Below are 21734 nucleotides of genomic sequence, written 5' to 3' on the forward strand. Positions count from 1 at the left end.
TGAATGGAAAAGATGTGTAGGGTTAACTCATGAATTAACCCTACAATTTTTTTAATTCCAATTAGTTAAGTGCCTGAATAGAAACGATACTTAATTAAGAAAAATCAATGAAAATAAAGATTGTTTAAGAAAAATTATTTAAAATTAACACAATAATTAGAAATTTAGTGATAGATATAAAAGTACAAAAGAGCCAATTAATCTAACAATCCTATTTTTTTAGCCAGAGATAAGTCTTTTCTAGGTCTTTTCAAGGCTGTTGAATATACCTCTTAAACAATCGAGTTTTCTATAGCTACCTAAGCAAAATTAATTACACATATCTAACCACCCCTAGCCCCTTGCCCCTTGCCTCTTGCCTCTTGCCTCTTGCCTATCTTCACTAGGAAATTAATTTTGCACGACTACTTAGCTTTATGTCCAAATATATAGCCATCACCTTCTCCCCCGTCCAAAGCTTTATTGAAAAATCCCGCAAATTGAGGGACCTGTACGGAGCCTCTCAGATTCTCTCGGATCTGACCAGTACAATCGTCACCCACCGGCCCGAGCAGTACCACCTAATTAGCCCCGGACTGCTAAACTCCCAACAGGGAATGCCCAACCGTGTTCTCCTGAAAATCGATAGCGAAATACAGTCCTCCTCCTCCGAGGAAATCATTGCGGAACTGCAACGAGCCTTTTTAAATCGTTGGAAAAATATTCTCGCAACCTGTAGAAAATGGGTCGAAAACGCCCTCGCGCCTTACTATCGCTCCTCAGAATGGAATTGGCAAAAAAGCTGGAAAAAGTGGGAAAAACGCACCTGGGAATTTTTCTGGGGCATGGGGGACGATCTAGAGTCCGCCATGGTCGATCTGGAAAATCGTAAACTCGCCCGCAATTGGCAAGGGGTGAATTGGGTCGGGGAAAGCTCTAGTCTGTCCGGGACTGACGCGATCGCTTGGTACGGGATGGATCGGGAAAACCAAGATATGAAAACGCTTGACTGGAGCGAAGAAGACCGACATATCGCTCTATTCTACCGAAGATTAGCCTTCCTACTCGATGGAGTTAACGATCCTGACGGTCAACCCAAAGATAGACAACCGGAAGGCAAATACATCGATGGAAACGAAAGATTGAATATTCCCGAATTAACCAAACGGTTGATCACTCTCCCACATATCGCCCGCTCTCTAGGAGTTGAACTTCCCGAAGAACTTCGCCAGCGAGGATTTCGAGACCTGATCAGGAGACCGCAAGATAACCCCGCCTCAGTGGGACAAAAAACGGGCTGGTTCATGGGAGATGGCGATAAAGTAGGCGATTACCTGAAAAACCTCGGCTCAGACCAAAAAATCCGAGATTTCAGCAAGATTATGCGTCAGTGGGGACAACAATTTCAGAGGGACTTTAACCAGACCGAACTCGGCAGAATAATTTACGCGGGAGGAGATGATTTTTTGGGCATCGTTTATAATAGCCAATTTCCCGATCCACAACTCGACTCGATCGAGATCGATCGAGTTTTTCACTGGCTACAAACCCTCGATCAACAGTGGAAAACTGGAAAAACTGAAGAAATCAATCAACGGGTGACTCTAAGTCTCGGCTTCGTTTGGGCAGCCCACAGCATTCCCCAGAGAGACGTTTTACAGCACTGTCGGGAAGCAGAACAGCGCTCGAAAAAACTAGGACGCGATCGCCTCACCATCCGCGTTTTATTTAACAACGGGCAATATGTTCAATGGACAACCAGATGGAAATACTTGAACACGCTAAACCACTATCGAGATCGGGACGGTGGGAAAAACTGGGGTCATATCTATAGCGACTTTGCCCGACTAAAAGCCCGTCACGCTTTTGGTCTGGGCTATCTCGATAACCCTAGAAGCCATTCCGATGGCGCAGACTCGAAAATCCTCGATAACCTCTCCACACTCCTACAGTTTTTCGATCTATACTTTAGCGGCTATAAAAAAATTTTAGAAGAAGAAGATGATCAGATCGTCTCCCTCCCAGAGGGCGCGCTATCGAAGGACTACGCTAGGGCGATCATTCGCTGGATAGACGAACTGATCGCGATCGGTTGGCATCTCTCGATCGGGGAAACGATCAAAAAATAATCCTAAATCCGAATCTATTGCCTATTGCCTATCCTAACCAAGAAATTAATTTTGCACGACTACTTAGGGTTTGCTGAATAAATCTAAAAACCTTGTTGAGTAAACCTTTTAGACTTTTTTTCCCTCAAAAAGTGCCAACCATTGGAGTGATCGGGGGTAAAATCCCTGAACTTTTTCCCTGAAAATTAGGTAATTGACCAGATGAAAATCGCTAAAACCCCACACCCTACACCCCACACCCCACACCCCACACCCCACACCCTGCCCCCAGGAAAACCTTTTTCAGCAGACCCTACTTATGTTTTCCCATCTCATCATCATTAAACCCCTCGGCATGATGTACGGCAGTTCCGGCGCGTTCCTCTCCCCAGAAAACCTTGTCGGACGTTCTGGCTCTAAATTTCCCCCCGATGCCGCCACCCTATCCGGACTATTTTTCAGCGCCAATAAAACGACCCATCAGTATAGCCATCGGGAATTAAGAGACAACCTCTTCATCGCTGGCCCCTTCTGGGCCGAAACCGATAGTCTTCGTAACGTCTATATCCCGATTCCCCGCACGAAAATAATCGCCACCAAGAAATCCGACGAATGGCGAATCATAGCTGCACCCGATCGACAAGTCGTCTGGGAGCGAGATTGCGACAAGGACTCAATAGAACCCGAATTTTCCTGGATTTCTAGTGAAGATTGGACAGAATCGGCGCAATACATCGCCGACAACGGATTTGCGGAACTCTCACCGTGGGAATTTACCCCGATCCTACATCCCAAGCTAGAGATCGATCGACGCTGTACCGTCGAGAAGGACGGTCTGTTTTTAGAATACGCCGTGCAGATGAAGGAGGGAACCTGTTTGATCTATCTAGCCACCCATCCCCTCGATCCGGGATGGTATAAATTCGGCGGAGAAAATCATCTAGTCGAGATCGAGAGCGTTGAGATTAAACCGGATTGGGCCATCTATGAATTGCTGAGACAGCCAATCGAACAGGCCTTTGCGACGATTACTCCGGCCATCTGGGGATCGAAACGATTTTCCTCCCGAATTCCCGAACAACCCGATTTCCCCTCAGTTCAACTGCTGCTCACCGACAAACCCATCCCCTACCGTTACGGTTTAGGTGGACGCTTGGGACGGGGTAGGTATTCCGTTCCTTCGGGAAGCGTGTATGTGCTGGAAGAACCGATCGGGCGATCGTGGTGGGACTGGCCGGAAGACTGGTTTCCTAGAGAGGGGTTTCCCCTCAAACATATCGGCTGTGGACTATCTCTACCGCTAACAATAAAAGGATTGAATTGAATGTATCTAAAAGCCTACGGCATCATTGAAACCCTTGCCCCACTACATCTGGGAGCCGCCGCCGGGGAAGAAAGCGGCAACCTTAACCTAATCTTTCGCGATCAGTTTACCCAAACGGGCATAATCCCCAGTAGTTCGCTACGCGGTCGTCTCCGCTCCGATATGTTAGCCCGTTTAACAAGCCAATACAAGAAGCGAGGGCAATCCCCAGAACAGGCCAAAACGAGCGCATTACAAGAAGTGGAACGCTGGTACGGCCGCGGTGCGGAAAAAAACCGACAGGAAAACTACGATTATGAATCGATTATCAAACCAGAACACGCCTCGATCGTCTGGCTGCCGGTTTTCTGCCCCGGACAACCGATCGTTTGGGTTAGTTGTCCGAGTTTACTGCGACGCTACCAACGCATTGCCGACGTCAAGGCAGACATCCCCCCCGCGTACACCGGCTCGCAAACTCTAAAAACCCGTTCCAAAAACAACTCTGACCCCGTACTTTTCTTCAACTTGGGGTTTATCACGGTGAGTTACCCCAATTGGGATCTAACACCCTGGTTTCCCCTCAAAAACCTGCCCGCCGTGGTGGTCGATGACAATGATATGGGTATGATCCACGATATGGCCCTCTATCGTCAGAGTCGCGTGCAGTTAGAAGAAGATCGGAAAGTGGCGGCTAATAAAGCGTTTTTTAATGTCGAGGCAATACCAGAAGGAACAGTCCTCGCTTTTCCCCTTGCCCTTAAACCGATCGATGATAACGTTTGGGACAACTGGAAACCACTGGAACAAGATAAAACGGGGGATATTTATCTAGGGGGACTCGAATCGGTCGGCTTCGGCCACTGCATGATGACCTTGAAAAAACCATCGGGAGGTGCTTCATGACATGGAATCCTTATAACCTCGATCGGGCTGCCCAGGAATTGGTCTTAAAATACCGAGACAGCGACAAGGTGTTAAATGAATCCCACAAAATGAGAACCACCGTCGCCTACGGTTTAGAACGTTTTTGGGGTGAACACCTGAGATTGATCGACAAAAAAGACGCTACTGATCAACAAAAAGGACAATACTGGCGAGATGTCTGGCAGAAATTCGTCGATATCTTAGAAGATGCGGGATTACGGGTTCCCCGTGGCAAGATTAATCCTCAAGATAAACCGGAAGCTCAAACCAAAGCTATCCAAGCGATCGCCAGAGAGTTCTGGAATCAAGAAACTTTTCCCCTAGAAGATCAGAGAATCGCTCTCTACGTCCTCACCCAACTTTGTGATAGCTTGGTCTGGTGGACGCAACGATACAAACAACCTAGCACCAACCCCCAAAATTCCAAGATCGAGGAGGAAGAATAAAATGCCAGACTGGTCAGATGTACCCCTCCTCTATCAAGCACAGATCGAGGGAAGATGTCAATTACAAAGACAAGAAAATAAACAAAAATCGCGAGCCTACGATTGGGTCGATCAGTGGACAAAATTTTATCATTCTGCTGACGATAGCGGTGGTCGATCCGGGCAACCCGATAACAGTAACCAATGGAGACGAAATTTATCTCCCGTCAACAGAAATAACTCCCCCGAACCACCGCAATTTAGCGAAGAAGCCAAGACGCGACCCTATACTATGACTTGGCGACTCGTCACCAATGGAGGTCAAGATGATGGCATTATCCGACCAGCTATCGGTGCGCGGGGCTATCCCTACTACCCCGGATCATCGATGAAAGGGGCTTTCCGTCGTGCCTGTACTACCGAACAAGCCCTAAAGTATTGCGGCAAACCCTCTCAAGGCGATCAGGGTTCTGAACCAGGTATTCTGCGCTTTCTAGGAGGCTATCCTACGGATAATAACTGGACTCGAAACTTAGTCGATATCGCTCATCCCCAGCAGGAAAAACAAGTTATTCAAGACGGAAAAACTAACGCTAATGTACTATTATCTTTTCACGAGGTAACTCTCAACTTCGGGATTTCCAGTACCATTCCCCTCGACGAACAAGAATGGCGAACGATCTGGCAAATTTGGGAGAAAGCGATCGGCAATGGACTCGGTTCCAGAGTTAGCGCCGGATACGGTCGCTTTAAAGATGTACCCTCACCAGAAACCCTCTTACAAGTTCATCTCAAAGGACAGGGAATCACCGCTACATTACTCAACAAAACCTCCGAATTCCGTCCCAATATGTTTAAAGCAGCCCTTCGAGGTCATACCCTACGTTTACTAGGAGGAATGACCGATGAAAAGACCGCTAAACATCTGACCCAAATCCTCTGGGGAGGTATCGACGGAGCCGCTACTCTGGGACAACTCGGCATCAGCTTCATCTACCATGATGATGATTTAAAATTTGGCGAGCATCCCTACACTCCTCCGGGTAAAAGCAAGCAAATTATGCCTCTATACAATCTCAAACGGGGAACTTTACAAATTTCCTGTATGAATCGTCGCACTTCCCCAGAAAAGCGGCAAGAACTCGCGGAATTAGCCAAGGCAATAGTGCAATTCTCTCTCTTACTCGGTGGATTCGGCAAATCATGGCGAAGAGCGGATCACCGTCTCTTTTTCCGTCCCTATTTAGAAAAAGGCAATAAACCGATGATCGGGTGTCATTGGAAATTTATAGACTCTTCAGAATCTCTTTATCTTCCTATCACCGATTTACAACAAGATCTATCACGATTTATCGATCGCCTTCGGACACTATTCCAGAATTACGCCGCTCAACAAGGCTATACGATTCATCCTGATAATCCTGTACACTGTGATTGGCGAGAAGCTTGGTATCCTTACGATAATCAAGGTGGGGTGCAAGTCTGGGGAAGAATTGTCGAGGATCGGATTAAAGCTATCAAATGGTTCCATCAACCTTACGAGGGAACCCACACCCTGCGGAACTTACAAGGAAGCATCGGACGGGACTCGCAAACTGGAAGACTTTGGCATCGAATTTACCCTTATTATCACTTGAATTCTGAAGGTAAACTGCAACGACAGAAACCACCGATCGAACTATTGACTTTCTTTCCCGAAACAACCGAGGATAGCGCTCATTTTATCGCTTTTCTCAACGAGCGATCGGACTTTGTACAAATTTGGTAATATTTGTCATATTTATCGGGTATGCTGAAAAAGTACGGGCGAAGCATTCGGATAGAAAATCTACAGTTTCACCGATAGGTTATTGCCCGAATGCTTCGCCCCTACAGGACGCGGGCCGATAAAGACGCAAGGTTTTGAACGACGATCAAAATCTTGCACCTGTGAGAGCAAAACAGAACCCTAAAACCCTTACCTCGTCCATATTGCCCATTTATTCAGCAAACCCTATTTATCGGGTAAAACCATGACTACTTGGATTATCACAACGGGAAACAGCGATATTCAATTAAATACCAATGCCAATTGGACGAGAGGGCAGAAATTCTTTACCACAGCTAGAGAGAAAGAACCTCTCTGTCATTGCCAGGGAACGGGTCAAGATTTTATCGAGCCAAAAAAAGAAAAAAATACTAACTTTTTTCCCGTTGCCGCTAGAGTTTTGGGATTAGTTTATCAAGATCATGAACATTGTTATTCAGATTTAGTATTCCCTTTGCTTGATGTTTTAATTCAAGCATTTCAAGATCAAGAATTTCCCGATCGAGTTTATATCATCCTAACCGATCAAGAAGAGCTTTTTAAAACATCGGACATCAAAAATTCTCCCTGTCCTTTCTGGCAAGATACCTGTACCTTAAAACCGCTTTTTGAATGGTACTTCCAGACCAAACTTAAGCTAAAACCGGATTTTATCACTTTACAGCCTTCTGATAAGGATAAGGATAAGGATAAGGGGCTAGATCACTGGGATCAAGTGTTAACTCTTGTCACCGAAGAGTTAACAAAAATACAGCAAGACGATGTTTTTTACATCAGTCATCAAGCTAGTACCCCCGCTATTTCCTCGGCTGTTCAATTTTTCAGTATTGGTTACTTCTCTAACGTCAATTTCTTGATACTTAATCGATATTATGAAGAAAATGAGATTAAAACAAGCCCCGAAATTATTCCGAGTTCTAGCTATTGGAAACAATTACAAATACAGAAGGCTAAAAAATTAATCACAGATGGTTTTCCGGGATCGGCATTGGCATTATTAAAAGAGGTAGGATACAATAACTCAGAAAAAATTAAGGAGCTAGAAAGATACATCGATCTTTTTAATATTAAAACCATAGATACTGGCGATGAATTTGATCCGACACAAGGGATCAAGAGAGTTCGTAAAACCTTAGATTTAATCGAATATTTCTTGAAACAAGAAAACTATCTTCAGGGAATCACTCTATTAAATGCCGCGCAGGAGACGTTTTTAAAAGCGGCTATTATTCATCATATTAATCAGATAAACGATCAAGTCAATAACGTTCGCGTGTCTCAATTAGTTAAGTGGGATAAAACTGGATTGTATTGCGTATCTTTTAATGAAATTAATAGATTAATTGGTTTTTCTGAATCGAATATAAATGCCGCTTGTCAATATTTAAAAATGCCCGAACGCTTAAAAGATTTTTATAGCAAATATTTACAAAATACAGAACTTAGCAAATTAGAGCCAAAGGAAATTCGGAAAGCAGATAAAGGATGGGAATTTAATTTACAAAATCTTTTGAATTGGTTATATCAATTAACGTCAACCAAAAAGAAAGACTACTGGGAACTACTAACGTGGTCATGCACTTCTCTTCGTGAGCATGAATTCGATCGCCGTAACCAACTAATGCACAATTTACGGGGAGTAAAAAAAGAAGAAGTGATTCTTTATCTCACCGATCCCAAAAAGTTAATCGATCTAAATCAAAACGATAGCAATCTCCCCAATAAGGTAGATGAGGTTTATAGAAACGAGATTAAAGGTAAATTTATTTCTGCATTGAAAACCCTATGTGAATGGACGGAAAATGATTATATCCCTTTAGAGCATCATCTCGAAAAATTAGCAAACTCCCTATAAAAAATAGGTTCCCCTAGTTTTTAGTTAAACTAGGGGATATTGATTACTTATTTTTCGTCTTTTGGCTTTCTGTTGTTGATGCAGATTTCGATCGATCCCCAGACCAGAACGTTTAGCGCAGGTGCGATCGCATCGTGCGGTGCAACTACCGAGACTACATTACAGACAACTAACGCGGAAACCTTAATGGCGGCGATTTTGGTGATTTTCATTACTACGTCTCCATGCGTAGACAAAAATCAGGTCTTTTCGCAATGGATAATTGTAGTCATTTCTGCCACACCTTTAACTAATATAACACATCAGATCGCAATCTGTCCAAAAGAATTAGACTTTTGGCTTCAAATAAACAAGTCGGTTAGTCCAATCCTGCTTTCCTTGCAGTTCCCACAAGGCTAAAAGCGAACGGATCAAAAGACCGAAATTGCTAGGGGGAATAGACTCATAATCGATAAAAATAACGCCGCTATGACTTTTCCAAGCTTCTCCCCATTCCCACAAAAGCGAGGGAATACTGTTCTGGTCGTAGGTTACTAGAGTTAATCGGGCTTCAGCCGCCGCTTTTAAGACGATTTCATCCGAATAGCCCAAATATCTACCTTTTTGCCAAGTTATTAGGGGAAAAATCGAGATTTCTGGACGTTTATAACTAATTTGTTCGGCAACCGTCGGAGAAATATGTTCATCCAATAAAAAAGATAGCATTTTAGCTATTCCCCGCTCAAATCAGCAGAAACCGTCATTGTTTCCAATTGCGGTAAGAGCCGCTTTATCGTCGTTTCATTCATCGCTTGAGCATCGGAAATCGCAGTTTGGACTTCGGACTGATAGGCTTCGGCATAGAGCAGGGCAGAGCGTACCCATTCCAGGGGTCGATGAAAATGTGCCGCCGTTTTTTCTTCATCTAGTCCGTAGCTTTGAGCGATTTGAATTACTTCCCACAGAGCCAAACTGGAGTTTTTTAGGTAGGGCTGCCGCCCCAAAGGAGAATGGCGAAATTCAATATAGGGGAACTCGCTTTCTCGGAGGGATTCCTCGATTAAAATCGCGCCGGTTTCGCTAGGGGTTTTTCCTAATCGGCGGGCTAACCTTTTCAGTCTTTCTGCTGTGTGGTCGGGCAGTCTGGTGCTAACAACTTGGGACATCAATTTTTTTAACTTTTAATTACACTGTAAACAGTGTAACTCAACTCATTCTGCCAATGCCATTAAAGAATTGACCGTTCACCGAAAAATTAGGACTAATACTAAATCCGTTGAGTACAGGCTAGTTATGAGGAGAGGCAAAAGGCAAAAGGGGGAATAAATAATCAGTTTTTAATAACCAGATTTAGTATAAGGTAGTGGCGCGGAGAAAAACCTTTTCTTTGAGTATTACCATAAGATAAATTTATATTGTTGTGACAATCTATAAGCATCTGAGGGGGTAAGACAATCGCTAAAATCCTTATTCTCTCCTTGACCCCCTCCGATGCCCTTCTACTTCTTTTGTCTATTGCCTATCCTGATATGTAGCCTATAATCAACGGATTTAGTATGACCAACTGGTTGAGAGGTTAAACCATCTCAAAAGCTGAGAGCAAACATCTTGATCTGTATTTTCTCAACCAGTCAAATCAAGCAAAAATCCTAATAATAATTACCGACTTTGCGATGGTGAACAGCCGTTAAACTATCAGGTTTAGAAACGCGACCATCGGTGACTTTATTGTAAACAATCCAGTGGTCAGCACATTCCATGCGACTAGCGACCTCACATTCTAAATAAGCGAGAGCATCGGCTAAAATTGGGGAACCATTATTAGCGGTGCGAGTATTGACTCCTGCAAAACGATCTTCCCCTGGTCCGAAACGTTTTAAAAAGTGTTTCATCAGGGTTTGATAATTGCCTTCTTCCAGAATATTTAAAATGAATTGATCCCCCACTTGCATTAAAGACTCGATCGCCCGATCTTTGGCCACAGCAACGGTAAAACCGGGAGGATCAAAACTTGCTTGCGTCACCCAAGAAGCGACCATTGCACCGCTTCTGTCTCCTTTCTTGGTGGTAATAATATATAAACCACCGCTAATCCGTCCGATGGCTTTATCAAGGTCAGTATCGAGGGATTTTCTTTGTTTAACTTTTACCTCTTGGGTTAATAGTTGTCCCATGTCTGTCCCCGCTTCTTCACAGCGTTGATAGAGACTCTCGTTAGGAGTTTCTGCGCTACGAATGGGATCAAAAGCTTTGGTTAAACCAACTTCACGAAACTTATTAAATAGAGGTAAAATTGATTCATCATCATCCCCTTTAGATTCAAACATTCCGAGGTATTGTTTGGGGTTAACCGAGGCGAGAATTGTGCCTAGATTTCCCGTAATTTCTTGGGCATTAATACCAGAAACGGGGGGAGTACCGATGACGATTCCCACCGCAGAAGAAGCTAATTCTTTTACCTCTTGGGGATCGGCGGATTTCAGGTCTAGAGTTTCTACAGCTAAACCAGTTTTAGTAATACCTTTAGCAATGGATTGACAGAGGCGATCACTATAACCATAATCGGAAATATAGAAAACAGCGACGGTTTTTTCTGCCTTAGTTTGTGCTTGACTCCAATCACGATAACGGGTCAATAATTCAGTAACATTATGTTTTAATACTGGTCCGTGACCATTAGCCACGAGATTAATATTACCTAGAGGTTCCATCCGTTTCATCGCCGCTAGTACGGAACGAGCATTAGGAGCCATTAAACATTCATAATAGAAGCGATAATCTGGTTCAATAGCACTTAATTGCTCATCGTAAAGATCATCGGAACAGTAGTGCATTCCAAAAGCATCACAGGTAAATAAAATTCCCGAACCGTGATCGTAGGTAAAGATAGTATCGGGCCAGTGTAAATTAGGAGCGTTAACAAATTCGAGAATGTGACCATTGCCTAGGTCTAACTGATCGCCATTTTTGACCAGTTGACGTTGAAAGGGATGATGAACTAAATTCTCTAAAAACTGAATTGCTACCTTCGACCCAACGACGGTAATATTGGGAGCGAGTTGTAGCAGATCTTTGACTAAACCACTGTGATCAGGTTCGGTATGACTGATAATTAAATAATCGATTTCTTGGGGGTTAATTAATCCGTTGAGACTATCAAAATATAGTTGACGGAATTTTTCGTGAGAGGTATCCACAAGGGCGATTTTTTCCCCACGAATCAGATAGGAGTTATAAGTCGTACCGTTTTGTAATCCGAATTCAATATCGAAGCGATCGCGATCCCAATCGAGGGAACGAATAGCGGTGATGTCTGCGGTGAGATCGGCCACCTGCACAGTGAGACGTTTTGTTTTGACTGGTGTAGCAACCATCGAACTCCTCCTTATTGTTAAGTTTTTTATACTTTGTCTCTATTGTGCCACGAGGAAATAAGGTATGGAGATTTATTTTCCGATAATTACTGATAACAGCTATCTTAATGGTCAGGGAGGAGTCGATCGTCGATTTGAGCAGAAACGCTCTCTAGGTATCTGTAGGAGGAAATGGGTGTTATACATTCCAGTCAAGGTGAACTACTTCCTATGTCACGGGGGATTGCCTCAAAACCGACTTACACCCAGTTTTTGGTCTTACATCCCCGACCTAGGCAGTATCTCCAGTTCCTATTTGGTATAAAGTTAGGATTGTAAATAAGACGGAAAAAATGCTTTTACAATCGGGAAACTTCCGTTTAAAAGGAAAAAAAGCTCTACTAAATCAAGCAGAGATACCGGTTATAACGGTAATGGATGTAACGGAAACTCCCAGGGAACTCCCCAAAAAGAAACAGAAAATTTTTTTTGGTGGTAAAAGAGGTTATCATACTTTAAAATCTCAATTAGTAGCTGATAAAAATACCGAGGAAATTATCTGTGTCTGTTGTGGGAAAGCTAGAGGTCACGATTTTAGTTTATTTTAAAAAAGTCGAGTTCGGTTTCATCCTTTAACTCCCAGCAGAGAAGACAATGATTATCAGGGAATAGATGCATACCATAGTAATAGTTATACACTGAAAAAGAAACCGAAAAATAGAAAATTAACAGAGTTATAAAAGGAGTATAACAATGCTTTAGCCAAAGAAAGGATTATCATTTAACCTATAAATAGGAAACTCAAAATCTTGAAAATATTATCGCGTAAATATCGGAATTGTCGTCGAAGATATAGTTTAAAAGTTAACTTTTTGACGACTATTTATAACTATGAGTTAGGAATAGTTATAGCAACTTCTTAAAAGTTGCCAAACATTAATCCAGTCAAGGATAATTTATTCTCAATAATAAAAATTGAGATGGTTTCTGCAGCTTAAATAAAGAGGTTTTGATAACCAAATTAAAGCATATATAAAGAGTTTTGAGTTAAAAGTAAAACTTCAGGTTTTCATTCAGAAAAAATGCACTAATTGGCTAATTTTCCCAAAAAATTAGTTAGCCTACCATCATAACATATAATTAATTTGCAAGAGTTCTAATGCACAGCAAAGGAAAGGATTAAGCCTCCATCACTACTACCGAATCACCACCTGAAAATAATCCCTAGCTACCCCCAGTAAACCATCGCTCATAGCTGACTAGCACAGTAAACCGCCCCCATCAGTCCCACTTGGGCATTAAGGACGATATGAACGGGAATATTGCTTAATAGCTCCCTCATCCGACCTTTAGCCCGAAAAGCCTTCATAAAGCGACCCTCCGTCATTAGGGGAAGATTTTTGGCCGCAATCCCTCCCGCGATGTATAATCCTCCGTAGGGAAGCAACTTCAGGGCTAAATTGCCCGCTTCCGCACCGTAGGCCTCGACAAAGATTTTCATGGTTTGATAACAGAGATCATCCGAGTTATCTTGGGCAAAACTGGCAATTTTAGCCGCTAAATCGACGGTTTTTTGCGGTTTATCCATTTCTGCTAACCAAGTGCGGTAAATTTCCGCCATGGCCGGCGACGACTGACTATAGTTACTATCGTGGAGAAATCGATAGATAGAAGTGATTCCGGGACCAGAAACCACTCGCTCCACCGAAATTCGCTCGATATTATAGAGTTCCAAGAGATAATTTAATAGTTGATATTCTAAACTCGATCGAGGGGCAAAATCGGCGTGGGATCCCTCAGTAGCAAAGACCCGATATTTACCCTTCGAGACGGGAATCAAAAAACCCTCTCCTAACCCCGTCCCCGCACCGATAACCGCAATCGGGGCATCCGGTACCGTCGGGGCCGACTGTAGATTGTGCAGCTCCTCTGGGGCTAATCCTAACACCCCATAACCGATCGCCGCAAAATCATTAATCAATTTTACTCGCTCAATCTGCAGCTCACGGCTTAGGCGATCGCCAGTTAGAGACCAACTTAAATTAGTCAATTCGGAACTATTGTTAACCACCGGACCTGCAATACCGAAACAAGCTTTTGCCACTGGGGGAATAGTAGCCTGTCGGGCCAAAAACTGCCAGACGATCGGCACCAGATCGGGGTATTGTTCACTAGGATAAATTTCTTGATCGAGAGTAGTTAGCAGGGGTTGGGGACTATCCGGTGAGTTTTGGCAATCCACTAAACGCAGGATTGTTTTAGTTCCCCCGATATCTCCCCCTAAAAGAATCGTCATGCTGGTTTTTCCCTTAGTTTGTACCCATAATTATAGTTTTTTACCCTTTCTATCAGGCAAATTTAAAGGCCACCAATTCTATACTATAGTGAAAGATGGTAATGCCTAAGCCCTAATTAAGGATTGATTAATCGTCGCTCCGGGGTTTGCATGGGGATTGGCTAGAGGACAGAAACAGGACTGAAAGACATTTTAGGTCTAACTGTAGCCTCAAGGCGATCGATAGGGCGGCAAAACCTATCACTGTCCCCATAACTTTTAAGATAGACCAGAGAGGGAGAAATTAGCTTGGGTGTAGAACTTCGCAGTTACGTTTATCTTGACAATTTACAGCTTCAACACGCTGCTTACATCGGTACAGTCGCCCAAGGATTTTTACCCTTACCCGGGGATGCTTCCCTCTGGATTGAAATTTCCCCTGGCATCGAGATTAATCGCATCACCGATATTGCCCTCAAATCCGCCGTGGTTCGTCCGGGGGTTCTATTCGTAGAACGACTCTACGGACTCTTAGAACTCCATTCTAGCAGTCAGGGAGAGGTCAGGGCGGCCGGTCAGGCAATTTTGCAGTATTTAGGCGTTAGTCAGCGCGATTGTCTGAAACCGCAAATTGTCTCTAGCCAAATTATTCGCAACATTGACGCTTACCAAGCCCAATTAATTAACCGTAGTTCTCGGGGTATGATGTTAATGGCGGGACAGACTTTATACGTTCTAGAAGTGCAACCGGCCGCCTACGCTTCCCTGGCCGCTAATCAGGCCGAAAAAGCTGCTTTAATTAATATCCTACACGTTACTTCCGTGGGCAGTTTTGGCCGCTTATATTTAGGTGGAGAAGAACGAGATATTATGGCTGGTTCCAGGGCGGCAGTTTCAGCTTTAGAAAATATTCAAGGTCGAGCTTTTCCGGGTAGCGACAAAAAAGAATAAGCTAATAAAGGCCGGAGGCAAAAGGCAAGAGGTGTTTAGATATGTATAATTAGGGCTTGCTGAATAAATGTGAAATGTAGGCAACGTAAGAGTTTTATGGCTTTTCTCGCGAAACAGGTGCAAGATTTTGAGAGAATCGTCGTTAAAAACCTTGCGTCTTCATCAGCCCGAGTCCTGTAGGGGCGAAGCATTCGGGCAATAACCTATCGGTGAAATCGTAGATTTTCTATCCGAATGCTTCGCCCGTACTTTTTGCCGCAAGCCCTAATTAATTGTGTCTAGCTACTTACTAAATCCCGTTTAAAAGGTATAGGATAGTGGGGAGTGGGAAGAAGGGAAAGAAAGTTTGAGCATTTGTACTAAATAGCTAAAAAAGGAATTTCGCCCTATTGGGGAGATTCAAAAATTAGTTCGCCATTATTCATTTTTTCAACGACTAAATGGCGATAGAGTGTCACTTGCCGGAGGATTTGGTCGGGATTATTTTTCTTATTAGAAAACATGATTGTTTTAATCGATTCAAATTCTATTCTTGTGATCACACCATCTTGGATCGCTCGTTCAATTGTAACTCGTAAATATTCTAATTCTTGGCTTTCCTCTGGGGTAATTTCTAGACTGTTAGGATGTTCTATTTTCATGATCGATTGTTCTTACCTGCTAACTGATAACTAGATAATCACGGCTATTTTTTCACACTTTCACAATCGGTGGAGAGAGAGTTTCCGTCTGGTTAGAAACGGCCAGATTATTATTATTTTGGCTGTTATTTTGCGGCAATTGTCCCGAGGCTAAATTCTGCCCCTCTCCCGTAATCAAACGAGCGCCACGACCGCGGGTAAAATAATTCCAACCCCATTGCACCATCACCACTAATTTATTATCAAATTCGATCAGATAGTAAATATGAGCCCAAACCCAGACTAACCAAGCGATAAACCCAGAAAACTTGACAAATCCCAAATCAACCACGGCCGCATTTTGGCCGATCACTGCCAGACTACCTCGATCGATATAATGAAAAGGTTTAATACTTTGCCCTTTTAGGCGAGAAATTAATAAATTAGCCAGATATTCGCCCTCCTGCATGGCCACGGGGGCAATTCCGGGTAAAGGTTTATCTCCCTGATGGGCAAAATTAGCCAGATCCCCGATCACAAAAATATTGGCATAACCGGCGATACTTAAATCGGGTTCAACGATTACCCGTCCGACGCGATCGAGATTTACCCCGGTTCTTTCGGCCAAAATTCGCCCCATTCTCGATGCTTTTACCCCCGCTGCCCATAAAATTGTCTCGGCCGCGATTTCTGTGGTTTTTTCTCCCTGACGGACGGTGACACAACCTTCAACAATATTGGTAACGATGCTGTTAGTTTGCACTGTCACCCCTAATTTTATGAGAGAAGCGGCAGCTTTAGCGGATAAATCGGGCGCATAGGGAGGTAATACCCGCTCCATCCCTTCTAAAAGCAAAATTTTCGCTTCTGTGGGGTTAATCTGGTGAAAATCAGACCTAAGCGCACCGTGGGCAATTTCTGCGATCGCTCCTGCTAATTCTACCCCCGTCGGTCCACCACCGACAATAACAAAAGTTAATAAAGCTTGCCGCTTTTCGGCATCGATTTCTTTCTCGGCCTTCTCGAAAGCAAGATAGATGCGACGACGCATTTCTACTGCATCTTCAATGGTTTTTAACCCTGGAGCGTAGGGCTGCCATTGATCATTGCCAAAATAGTGATGACTGACTCCCGTGGCAATAACTAATTGATCGTAGGCGATCGGTGGGTGATCTTCCAAGATCACTTCTCCCTTGACTGGATCTATATCTATGGCATGATCGAGGAGAATATCTGTATTGTCATGACCCCGTAGGATTAAGCGCAAAGGTGAGGAGATATCGGCCGGAGATAGCGCCCCAGTAGCGACTTGATAGAGGAGGGGCTGAAAAAGATGGAAATTTCGCTTATCGATGAGGGTAACATGAACGGGGGCGTTTTTTAGGGCTTTGGCCGTGTATAAACCCGCAAATCCGCCGCCTATGATAACAACTCTTGGCTGTTTTTCAGTCATTGCTTAACAATAATTCATAAATTTCTCCCTAGTGTAGTCCGGATTGTCACAATTTAGCGGTGACAAGCGTTACCGAAAATAGCAGTCTTTACCCTAGAAAAAAATATAGATACTGGCTTTCTTGACCAACCAAGAGGGCAAAACTAAGGAAGTACAGGAAATCTCCCCATAATTTGGCCTATATATGATGCTCGAAAAACTTGAAAAGACCGCTACGCCGTTTTACCTAAGTTTATGACCTGGGTTAACCAGGTGGGAACTTATATTCCGCGTTTCTGTTTCCGAGTACAAGCTCGGTTTACTACCACACGGATTGGTTATTTGCTCCCTTATCACAATCAAGCATAGATCAAAAAACTTGAAAGGCAGTCACCAACGTAGAAGCCCGATTTAGTTTTATCGTAGCATTTTTTTTTCTCAGAGGCAAGAGGGGAAGTGGGAAGTGGGGTGTGGGGTGTGGGGTGTGGGGTGTGGAAAGAATAAATAAAAATAATCTCCTGTCTCCTGTCTCCTGAATACTGACTCCTAACTCCTAACACCCAACACCTGATCTTGTTGGCTCTGTGAAAGTCTGGGACTACAATAGGGAAAAGTGACAATTTTTGCCAGAGTGATCACCGAGGACTAATAAAGAATGACGGCTATCCTAGGGAAACCTGCCACGCTTAACACTCCGATTCTGCACCGTCTTGCCAATGGTTTAACGATTATTGCCGAAAGTCAACCGGTAGAAGCGGTTAATCTCAATGTTTGGCTGCAGGTCGGCTCGGCCTTAGAATCGGATCAGATCAATGGCATGGCTCATTTTCTCGAACACATGGTTTTTAAGGGAACCCCTAACTTAGACAGTGGTGAATTTGAACGGGCGATCGAATCGAGGGGAGCGGTGACTAATGCCGCTACTAGCCAAGAATACACCCATTATTACATTACCACTGCCCCGCAGGACTTCGCCCATCTGGCTCCGCTGCAGCTAGAAGTGGTTTTAGACGCTTTAATCCCTGATGAAGCTTTTGAACGGGAAAGACAGGTTATTTTAGAAGAAATTCGTCGTTCTCAGGATAATCCCCGTCGTCGCACTTTTTATCGCACCATGGAGACTTGTTTTCAAGTTTTACCCTATCGTCGTCCGGTGTTGGGTCCGATGGCAGTGATTGAAAATCTCACTGCTCAACAAATGCGCGATTTTCATCGGACTTGGTATCGTCCCGAATGGATGACGGTGGCGGTGGTGGGTAATTTGCCTGTAGATGATTTAATGGCTATTGTGAGCGATTCTCTAGATACTTTAGGCAGTAAGGGCAATTCTGGCTTGATTTCTCATCCTATCGCTAATCTACAGCCCGAAGCTCCCTTTAAAGAGATTATCCGTCAAGAATACGAGGATGAAAATTTGCAGCAGGCCCGCTTAATCCTATTTTGGAAAGTGCCGGGGTTGAGAGACTTAGAAAAAACCTATCCTCTCGATGTTTTAGCGGCTATTCTCGGTCAGGGCAAGGTATCGCGATTATTTCAGTCTCTGCGTCAAGAAAAGGGCTTAGTTTCCCAAATAACTGCCAGTAATATGTCCCAAGCAGTGCAAGGAGTGTTTTCCGTGTCGGCCCAATTAGCCTCGGAAAATATCGAGCAAGTGGAGAGGGAAGTAATAGCACAGATTGGACGAATTCAACAGGAAGCTGTGACAGTTTCTGAACTGGAACGAGTTAAAACCCAAGTGGCCAATCGGTTTATTTTTAGCAATGAAAGACCGAGCGATCGGGCCAACCTTTACGGTTATTATCATACTCAGATCGGTGATTTACAACCAGCTTTTTGTTATCCCCAACACATTGAAGCCCTCACTTTAGAGGATATTCAAAATGCCTGTCAAGAATATTTAAATCCCCACGCTTACGGTGTGGTAGTGGTGAGACCAATTCAGTAATCAGTGAACAGTAATCAGTAATCAGTGAACAGTAATCAGTAATCAGGGATAAAGATGAAGATAAATAAATAAATAACTAAATAACTTAAAACTTACAACTGATAAACTTACAACTGATAACTAAATAACTAATTAACTTAAAACTTACATCTGATAACTTACATCTGATAACTTACATCTGATAACCTATGTGGACTCAAATTGCTCGACATATTACCCAAACCACGGAAAAACCTTTTGAAATCGAGAAAAGTCGTCCCGTTAGTGGTGGCTGTATCAATCAGGGTTATGCCGTTAGTGGCAATGGTTTAATTTATTTCGTTAAGATTAACCAAGCGAACCAAGAGGCCATGTTTGCAGCCGAAGCTTTAGGATTAAAGCAAATTCACGCTACCAAAACTATCAGGGTTCCAGAGCCAATTTGTTGGGGAATTGCCGATAAATCTAGTTATTTAGTTCTAGAGTGGCTAGAATTTGGCGGTGGCAATAGTCAAAGCTGGGAAAAAATGGGGCAAAATTTAGCTCATTTACATCAAGTTTCCCTATCCGATCGCTTTGGTTGGCATTGTAATAATACCATTGGTTCTACTCCCCAGATTAATACCATTAGTAACAATTGGGCGGATTTTTTCGCTCATCAGCGTATTGGCTATCAATTAAGACTTGCAAAGGAGCGCGGCGGCAATTTTCCCGACGAGGATCAAGTTATTCCCGCTATTAGCGAGATTTTGAGTCAGCATCAACCCCATCCCTCCCTCGTCCACGGTGATTTGTGGTCGGGAAATGCGGCAATTACCGTCGATGGGGAACCAGTAATTTTAGACCCTGCCACCTATTGGGGAGACCGGGAGGTAGATTTAGCCATGACGGAACTTTTTGGCGGTTTTCCGGCGGCTTTTTATCGGGGTTATAACGATGTTTTCCCCCTCGATGCCGGTTATCAAAAGCGCAAAACTCTTTACAATCTCTACCACATTCTCAATCACTTTAATTTATTTGGTGGTGGTTACGCTTCCCAGGCCAATCGGATGTTACAGGAAATTCTTTAAGGGTTTTACTTGTGAATATTTACCGAGGATAAGTTATGTCTATTCGAGAAACTAATGTGATTAAAAATCCAGAGACAAAAGTATGGACTGATGCAGAGTTTATGGCGTTACCTGACGATGGTAATCGTTACGAATTGGTCAAGGGAGAGTTAATTAATCTGGGTAATTCTGGTGCTTTACACGGTTATATTGCCATTATTTTAAGTGCTGCTTTATTCGCTTTAGTAACATCTCGAAAACTAGGGGTATTATTAGACTCCAGCACTGCTTTTACCATGAAAAATGGCAATAAACGTTCTCCTGATATAGCCTTTTTTGCCAAGGAACGTCTGCAAGAATTGGAAGAATTGCCGACGGGTTTTTTAGAAGGTGGGCCAGATTTAGTGGTAGAAATTCTCTCTCCAGGGAATACAGTGGCAGAAATCGAGGACAAAATTGCCGAATATTTTGCCAATGGGACTCGTTTGCTCTGGGTTATCAGTCCAGGTCAACACTATGTTTTAGTTTATCGTTGCGGGTACGAACCGCAGGGATTATTAACATCAGGAGATTTTTTGGAGGGGGAAGATGTGGTTCCGGGGTTCACTTTTCCCGTGGCTGATTTGTTTCAAAAACTATCTTTTTGACTCTTTCTTCTCAACAAATCGGCTAATAAATCGGCACTATCACTAATAGCTAGATGAGAAGCTTGTTGAGCCATGGCGGCCAATTTTTCGGGATTAGACCATAAATCGAGGACTAATTCGCCTAAAAACTGAGCAGTTAACTCATTTTGACGATAAAGATAAGCGGCTTGAGCTTCGGCGAAAACTTTGGCATTGTAGAACTGATGGTCTTCGGCAGCAAAAGGATAGGGAATTAAAATCGAAGGCGTACAAGTGATCGCTAATTCTGTTAAAGTGCCGGCACCGGAGCGACTGATAGCCAGATTAGCTCTTTGCCATAATCCCGCCATATTGTCGTAAAAAGGCCGGGAAAAATAGTTAGAATGGCGCAAACTATCCGCTTCGGGGTCGTTTTCTCCCGTGAGATGCACGATATAAATGCCTTTTTCTAACCATTGGGGAGCGCTTTGCCGGACAATTTGATTAAGAGCCACGGCCCCTTGAGAACCACCGGCAACGACAATTAAAAAAGCATCCTCTGGAATCGGTAAATCTAGGGACTGGGGAATGAGAAACTGCTCTCGTACAGGCGTACTAACCCAAGTGGTGCGAGTGCCGGGTAAATAGCTGGCGGTTCCCTGAAAACCGAGGGCAACCGTATCGCACCAGCGACCGAGAACTTTCGTGACTTTGCCCGGTATGTAGTTAGATTCGTGTAGGATGACAGGAATATTGGCTAAACGAGCCGCTAAAATGGTCGGGCCTGCAATATAACCCCCGGTGGTAAAAACTGCCGCTATCTGACGTTTTTTGATTAAATTACGCACTTGCCAAATGGCCCGCAGTTGACCGAACAGAATCTTGAGAGTTTTTAACCCGAAACGGGTTTGAAATCCCTCAATCGGGATGCTGTGCAGGGGATAGGTTTTTGGAACTAAGGACTGTTCCAGACGGTCTGGAACTCCTAACCATTCAATCTCGTAATCCGGCAAACGCTCGGCCAGGGCCAAAGCGGGAAATAAATGACCACCAGTACCACTAGCGGCAATCAGGAGACGGGTTGGAGTGCGTGCCATAATTCGAGAGAGGGTAAATTCAGCCCTAGAATGAAATAATCTACC

18 protein-coding genes, 1 other RNA gene, 1 pseudogene and 1 CRISPR repeat array (1 of these 21 cut by a window edge) are annotated in these 21734 nt (G+C 43.6%); of the genes and pseudogenes, 11 read left to right on the forward strand and 9 right to left on the reverse strand.

Annotated elements, in window-relative coordinates:
• Positions 1 to 11: direct repeats of the CRISPR family, unit length 35 nt; it begins 989 nt to the left of the window's first position.
• A gap of 405 nt (positions 12 to 416) precedes the next feature.
• The 6 genes from ACQY1X_RS11060 (at position 417) to ACQY1X_RS11085 (ending at position 8404) form a co-directional block, all read left to right on the forward strand.
• Entirely contained in the window at positions 417 to 2108 is a 1692-nt protein-coding gene (locus ACQY1X_RS11060; protein WP_430015684.1) for a Cas10/Cmr2 second palm domain-containing protein, read from the forward strand.
• A gap of 298 nt (positions 2109 to 2406) precedes the next feature.
• Complete coding sequence (locus tag ACQY1X_RS11065; protein ID WP_104397617.1) at positions 2407 to 3411, forward strand: CRISPR-associated protein; 1005 nt, start codon at positions 2407 to 2409, stop codon at positions 3409 to 3411.
• Complete coding sequence (locus ACQY1X_RS11070) at positions 3412 to 4296, forward strand: RAMP superfamily CRISPR-associated protein (RefSeq protein ID WP_190537629.1); 885 nt, start codon at positions 3412 to 3414, stop codon at positions 4294 to 4296.
• On the forward strand, positions 4293 to 4763 hold the full coding sequence (locus ACQY1X_RS11075) for a hypothetical protein (RefSeq protein WP_430015685.1): 471 nt from the start codon (positions 4293 to 4295) through the stop codon (positions 4761 to 4763). The genes ACQY1X_RS11070 and ACQY1X_RS11075 overlap by 4 nt, the downstream gene beginning before the upstream one ends.
• Before the next feature lies 1 nt (position 4764).
• Positions 4765 to 6510 carry an RAMP superfamily protein gene (locus ACQY1X_RS11080; RefSeq protein WP_430015686.1) on the forward strand — a complete coding sequence of 582 codons (1746 nt, stop codon included), beginning with the start codon at positions 4765 to 4767 and terminating at the stop codon, positions 6508 to 6510.
• 244 nt (positions 6511 to 6754) lie between these two features.
• Positions 6755 to 8404 (forward strand): hypothetical protein, encoded by a 1650-nt coding sequence (locus tag ACQY1X_RS11085; RefSeq protein ID WP_430015687.1) that lies wholly within the window; start codon positions 6755 to 6757, stop codon positions 8402 to 8404.
• Between the two features lie 47 nt (positions 8405 to 8451).
• Here the strand turns inward: ACQY1X_RS11085 and ACQY1X_RS11090 are convergent, their stop codons facing one another.
• The 4 genes from ACQY1X_RS11090 to ACQY1X_RS11105 all read right to left on the reverse strand — a co-directional run bounded on the left by ACQY1X_RS11090 (position 8452) and on the right by ACQY1X_RS11105 (position 11757).
• A complete protein-coding gene (locus ACQY1X_RS11090; protein ID WP_170863675.1) occupies positions 8452 to 8616 on the reverse strand; it encodes a hypothetical protein in 165 nt (54 codons plus the stop codon).
• A 115-nt stretch (positions 8617 to 8731) separates the two neighbouring features.
• Positions 8732 to 9109, reverse strand: coding sequence for a DUF5615 family PIN-like protein (locus ACQY1X_RS11095; RefSeq protein WP_430014568.1), 378 nt, complete (start codon positions 9107 to 9109; stop codon positions 8732 to 8734).
• 5 nt (positions 9110 to 9114) lie between these two features.
• A complete protein-coding gene (locus ACQY1X_RS11100) occupies positions 9115 to 9549 on the reverse strand; it encodes a transcriptional regulator (RefSeq protein WP_311131012.1) in 435 nt (144 codons plus the stop codon).
• 483 nt (positions 9550 to 10032) lie between these two features.
• Positions 10033 to 11757, reverse strand: a complete 1725-nt coding sequence (locus ACQY1X_RS11105) for a diflavin flavoprotein (RefSeq protein WP_430015688.1) — start codon at positions 11755 to 11757, stop codon at positions 10033 to 10035.
• Positions 11758 to 12065: 308 nt separating this feature from the next.
• On the opposite strand from ACQY1X_RS11105, the pseudogene ACQY1X_RS11110 reads away from it, so the two are divergent.
• Positions 12066 to 12659: pseudogene (locus tag ACQY1X_RS11110) on the forward strand (transposase family protein); the annotation flags it as partial.
• 326 nt (positions 12660 to 12985) lie between these two features.
• Here the strand turns inward: ACQY1X_RS11110 and ACQY1X_RS11115 are convergent.
• Positions 12986 to 14032 (reverse strand): glucokinase, encoded by a 1047-nt coding sequence (locus tag ACQY1X_RS11115; protein ID WP_430015689.1) that lies wholly within the window; start codon positions 14030 to 14032, stop codon positions 12986 to 12988.
• A gap of 288 nt (positions 14033 to 14320) precedes the next feature.
• Here ACQY1X_RS11115 and ACQY1X_RS11120 point away from each other — a divergent pair, with 288 nt between their 5' ends.
• A complete protein-coding gene (locus ACQY1X_RS11120) occupies positions 14321 to 14962 on the forward strand; it encodes a bacterial microcompartment protein (protein ID WP_002734433.1) in 642 nt (213 codons plus the stop codon).
• A gap of 386 nt (positions 14963 to 15348) precedes the next feature.
• Here the strand turns inward: ACQY1X_RS11120 and ACQY1X_RS11125 are convergent, their stop codons facing one another.
• The 3 genes from ACQY1X_RS11125 to ssrS all read right to left on the reverse strand — a co-directional run bounded on the left by ACQY1X_RS11125 (position 15349) and on the right by ssrS (position 17425).
• On the reverse strand, positions 15349 to 15603 hold the full coding sequence (locus tag ACQY1X_RS11125) for a hypothetical protein (protein ID WP_190537627.1): 255 nt from the start codon (positions 15601 to 15603) through the stop codon (positions 15349 to 15351).
• Positions 15604 to 15655: 52 nt separating this feature from the next.
• Positions 15656 to 17035, reverse strand: coding sequence for an NAD(P)/FAD-dependent oxidoreductase (locus tag ACQY1X_RS11130; RefSeq protein ID WP_430015690.1), 1380 nt, complete (start codon positions 17033 to 17035; stop codon positions 15656 to 15658).
• Positions 17036 to 17237: 202 nt separating this feature from the next.
• Positions 17238 to 17425: non-coding RNA, 6S RNA (gene ssrS / locus ACQY1X_RS11135), on the reverse strand.
• A gap of 244 nt (positions 17426 to 17669) precedes the next feature.
• On the opposite strand from ssrS, the gene ACQY1X_RS11140 reads away from it, so the two are divergent.
• The 3 genes from ACQY1X_RS11140 (at position 17670) to ACQY1X_RS11150 (ending at position 20634) form a co-directional block, all read left to right on the forward strand.
• Positions 17670 to 18959 carry a M16 family metallopeptidase gene (locus tag ACQY1X_RS11140; RefSeq protein ID WP_430015691.1) on the forward strand — a complete coding sequence of 430 codons (1290 nt, stop codon included), beginning with the start codon at positions 17670 to 17672 and terminating at the stop codon, positions 18957 to 18959.
• A gap of 188 nt (positions 18960 to 19147) precedes the next feature.
• A complete protein-coding gene (locus ACQY1X_RS11145; RefSeq protein WP_430015692.1) occupies positions 19148 to 20008 on the forward strand; it encodes a fructosamine kinase family protein in 861 nt (286 codons plus the stop codon).
• A 35-nt stretch (positions 20009 to 20043) separates the two neighbouring features.
• The gene (locus tag ACQY1X_RS11150; protein ID WP_069474071.1) at positions 20044 to 20634 is read left to right on the forward strand and encodes a Uma2 family endonuclease; all 591 of its coding nucleotides are present in this window, start codon (positions 20044 to 20046) and stop codon (positions 20632 to 20634) included.
• Here the strand turns inward: ACQY1X_RS11150 and murG are convergent.
• On the reverse strand, positions 20616 to 21689 hold the full coding sequence (gene murG / locus ACQY1X_RS11155) for an undecaprenyldiphospho-muramoylpentapeptide beta-N-acetylglucosaminyltransferase (protein WP_069474070.1): 1074 nt from the start codon (positions 21687 to 21689) through the stop codon (positions 20616 to 20618). The two genes, ACQY1X_RS11150 and murG, sit on opposite strands and share 19 nt — an antisense overlap.
• Between the last annotated feature and the right edge of the window lie 45 nt (positions 21690 to 21734).

The organism is Microcystis protocystis FBCC-A270 (assembly GCF_050500235.1).
In the GTDB taxonomy this organism is placed as follows: Bacteria; Cyanobacteriota; Cyanobacteriia; order Cyanobacteriales; family Microcystaceae; genus Microcystis; species Microcystis ichthyoblabe_A.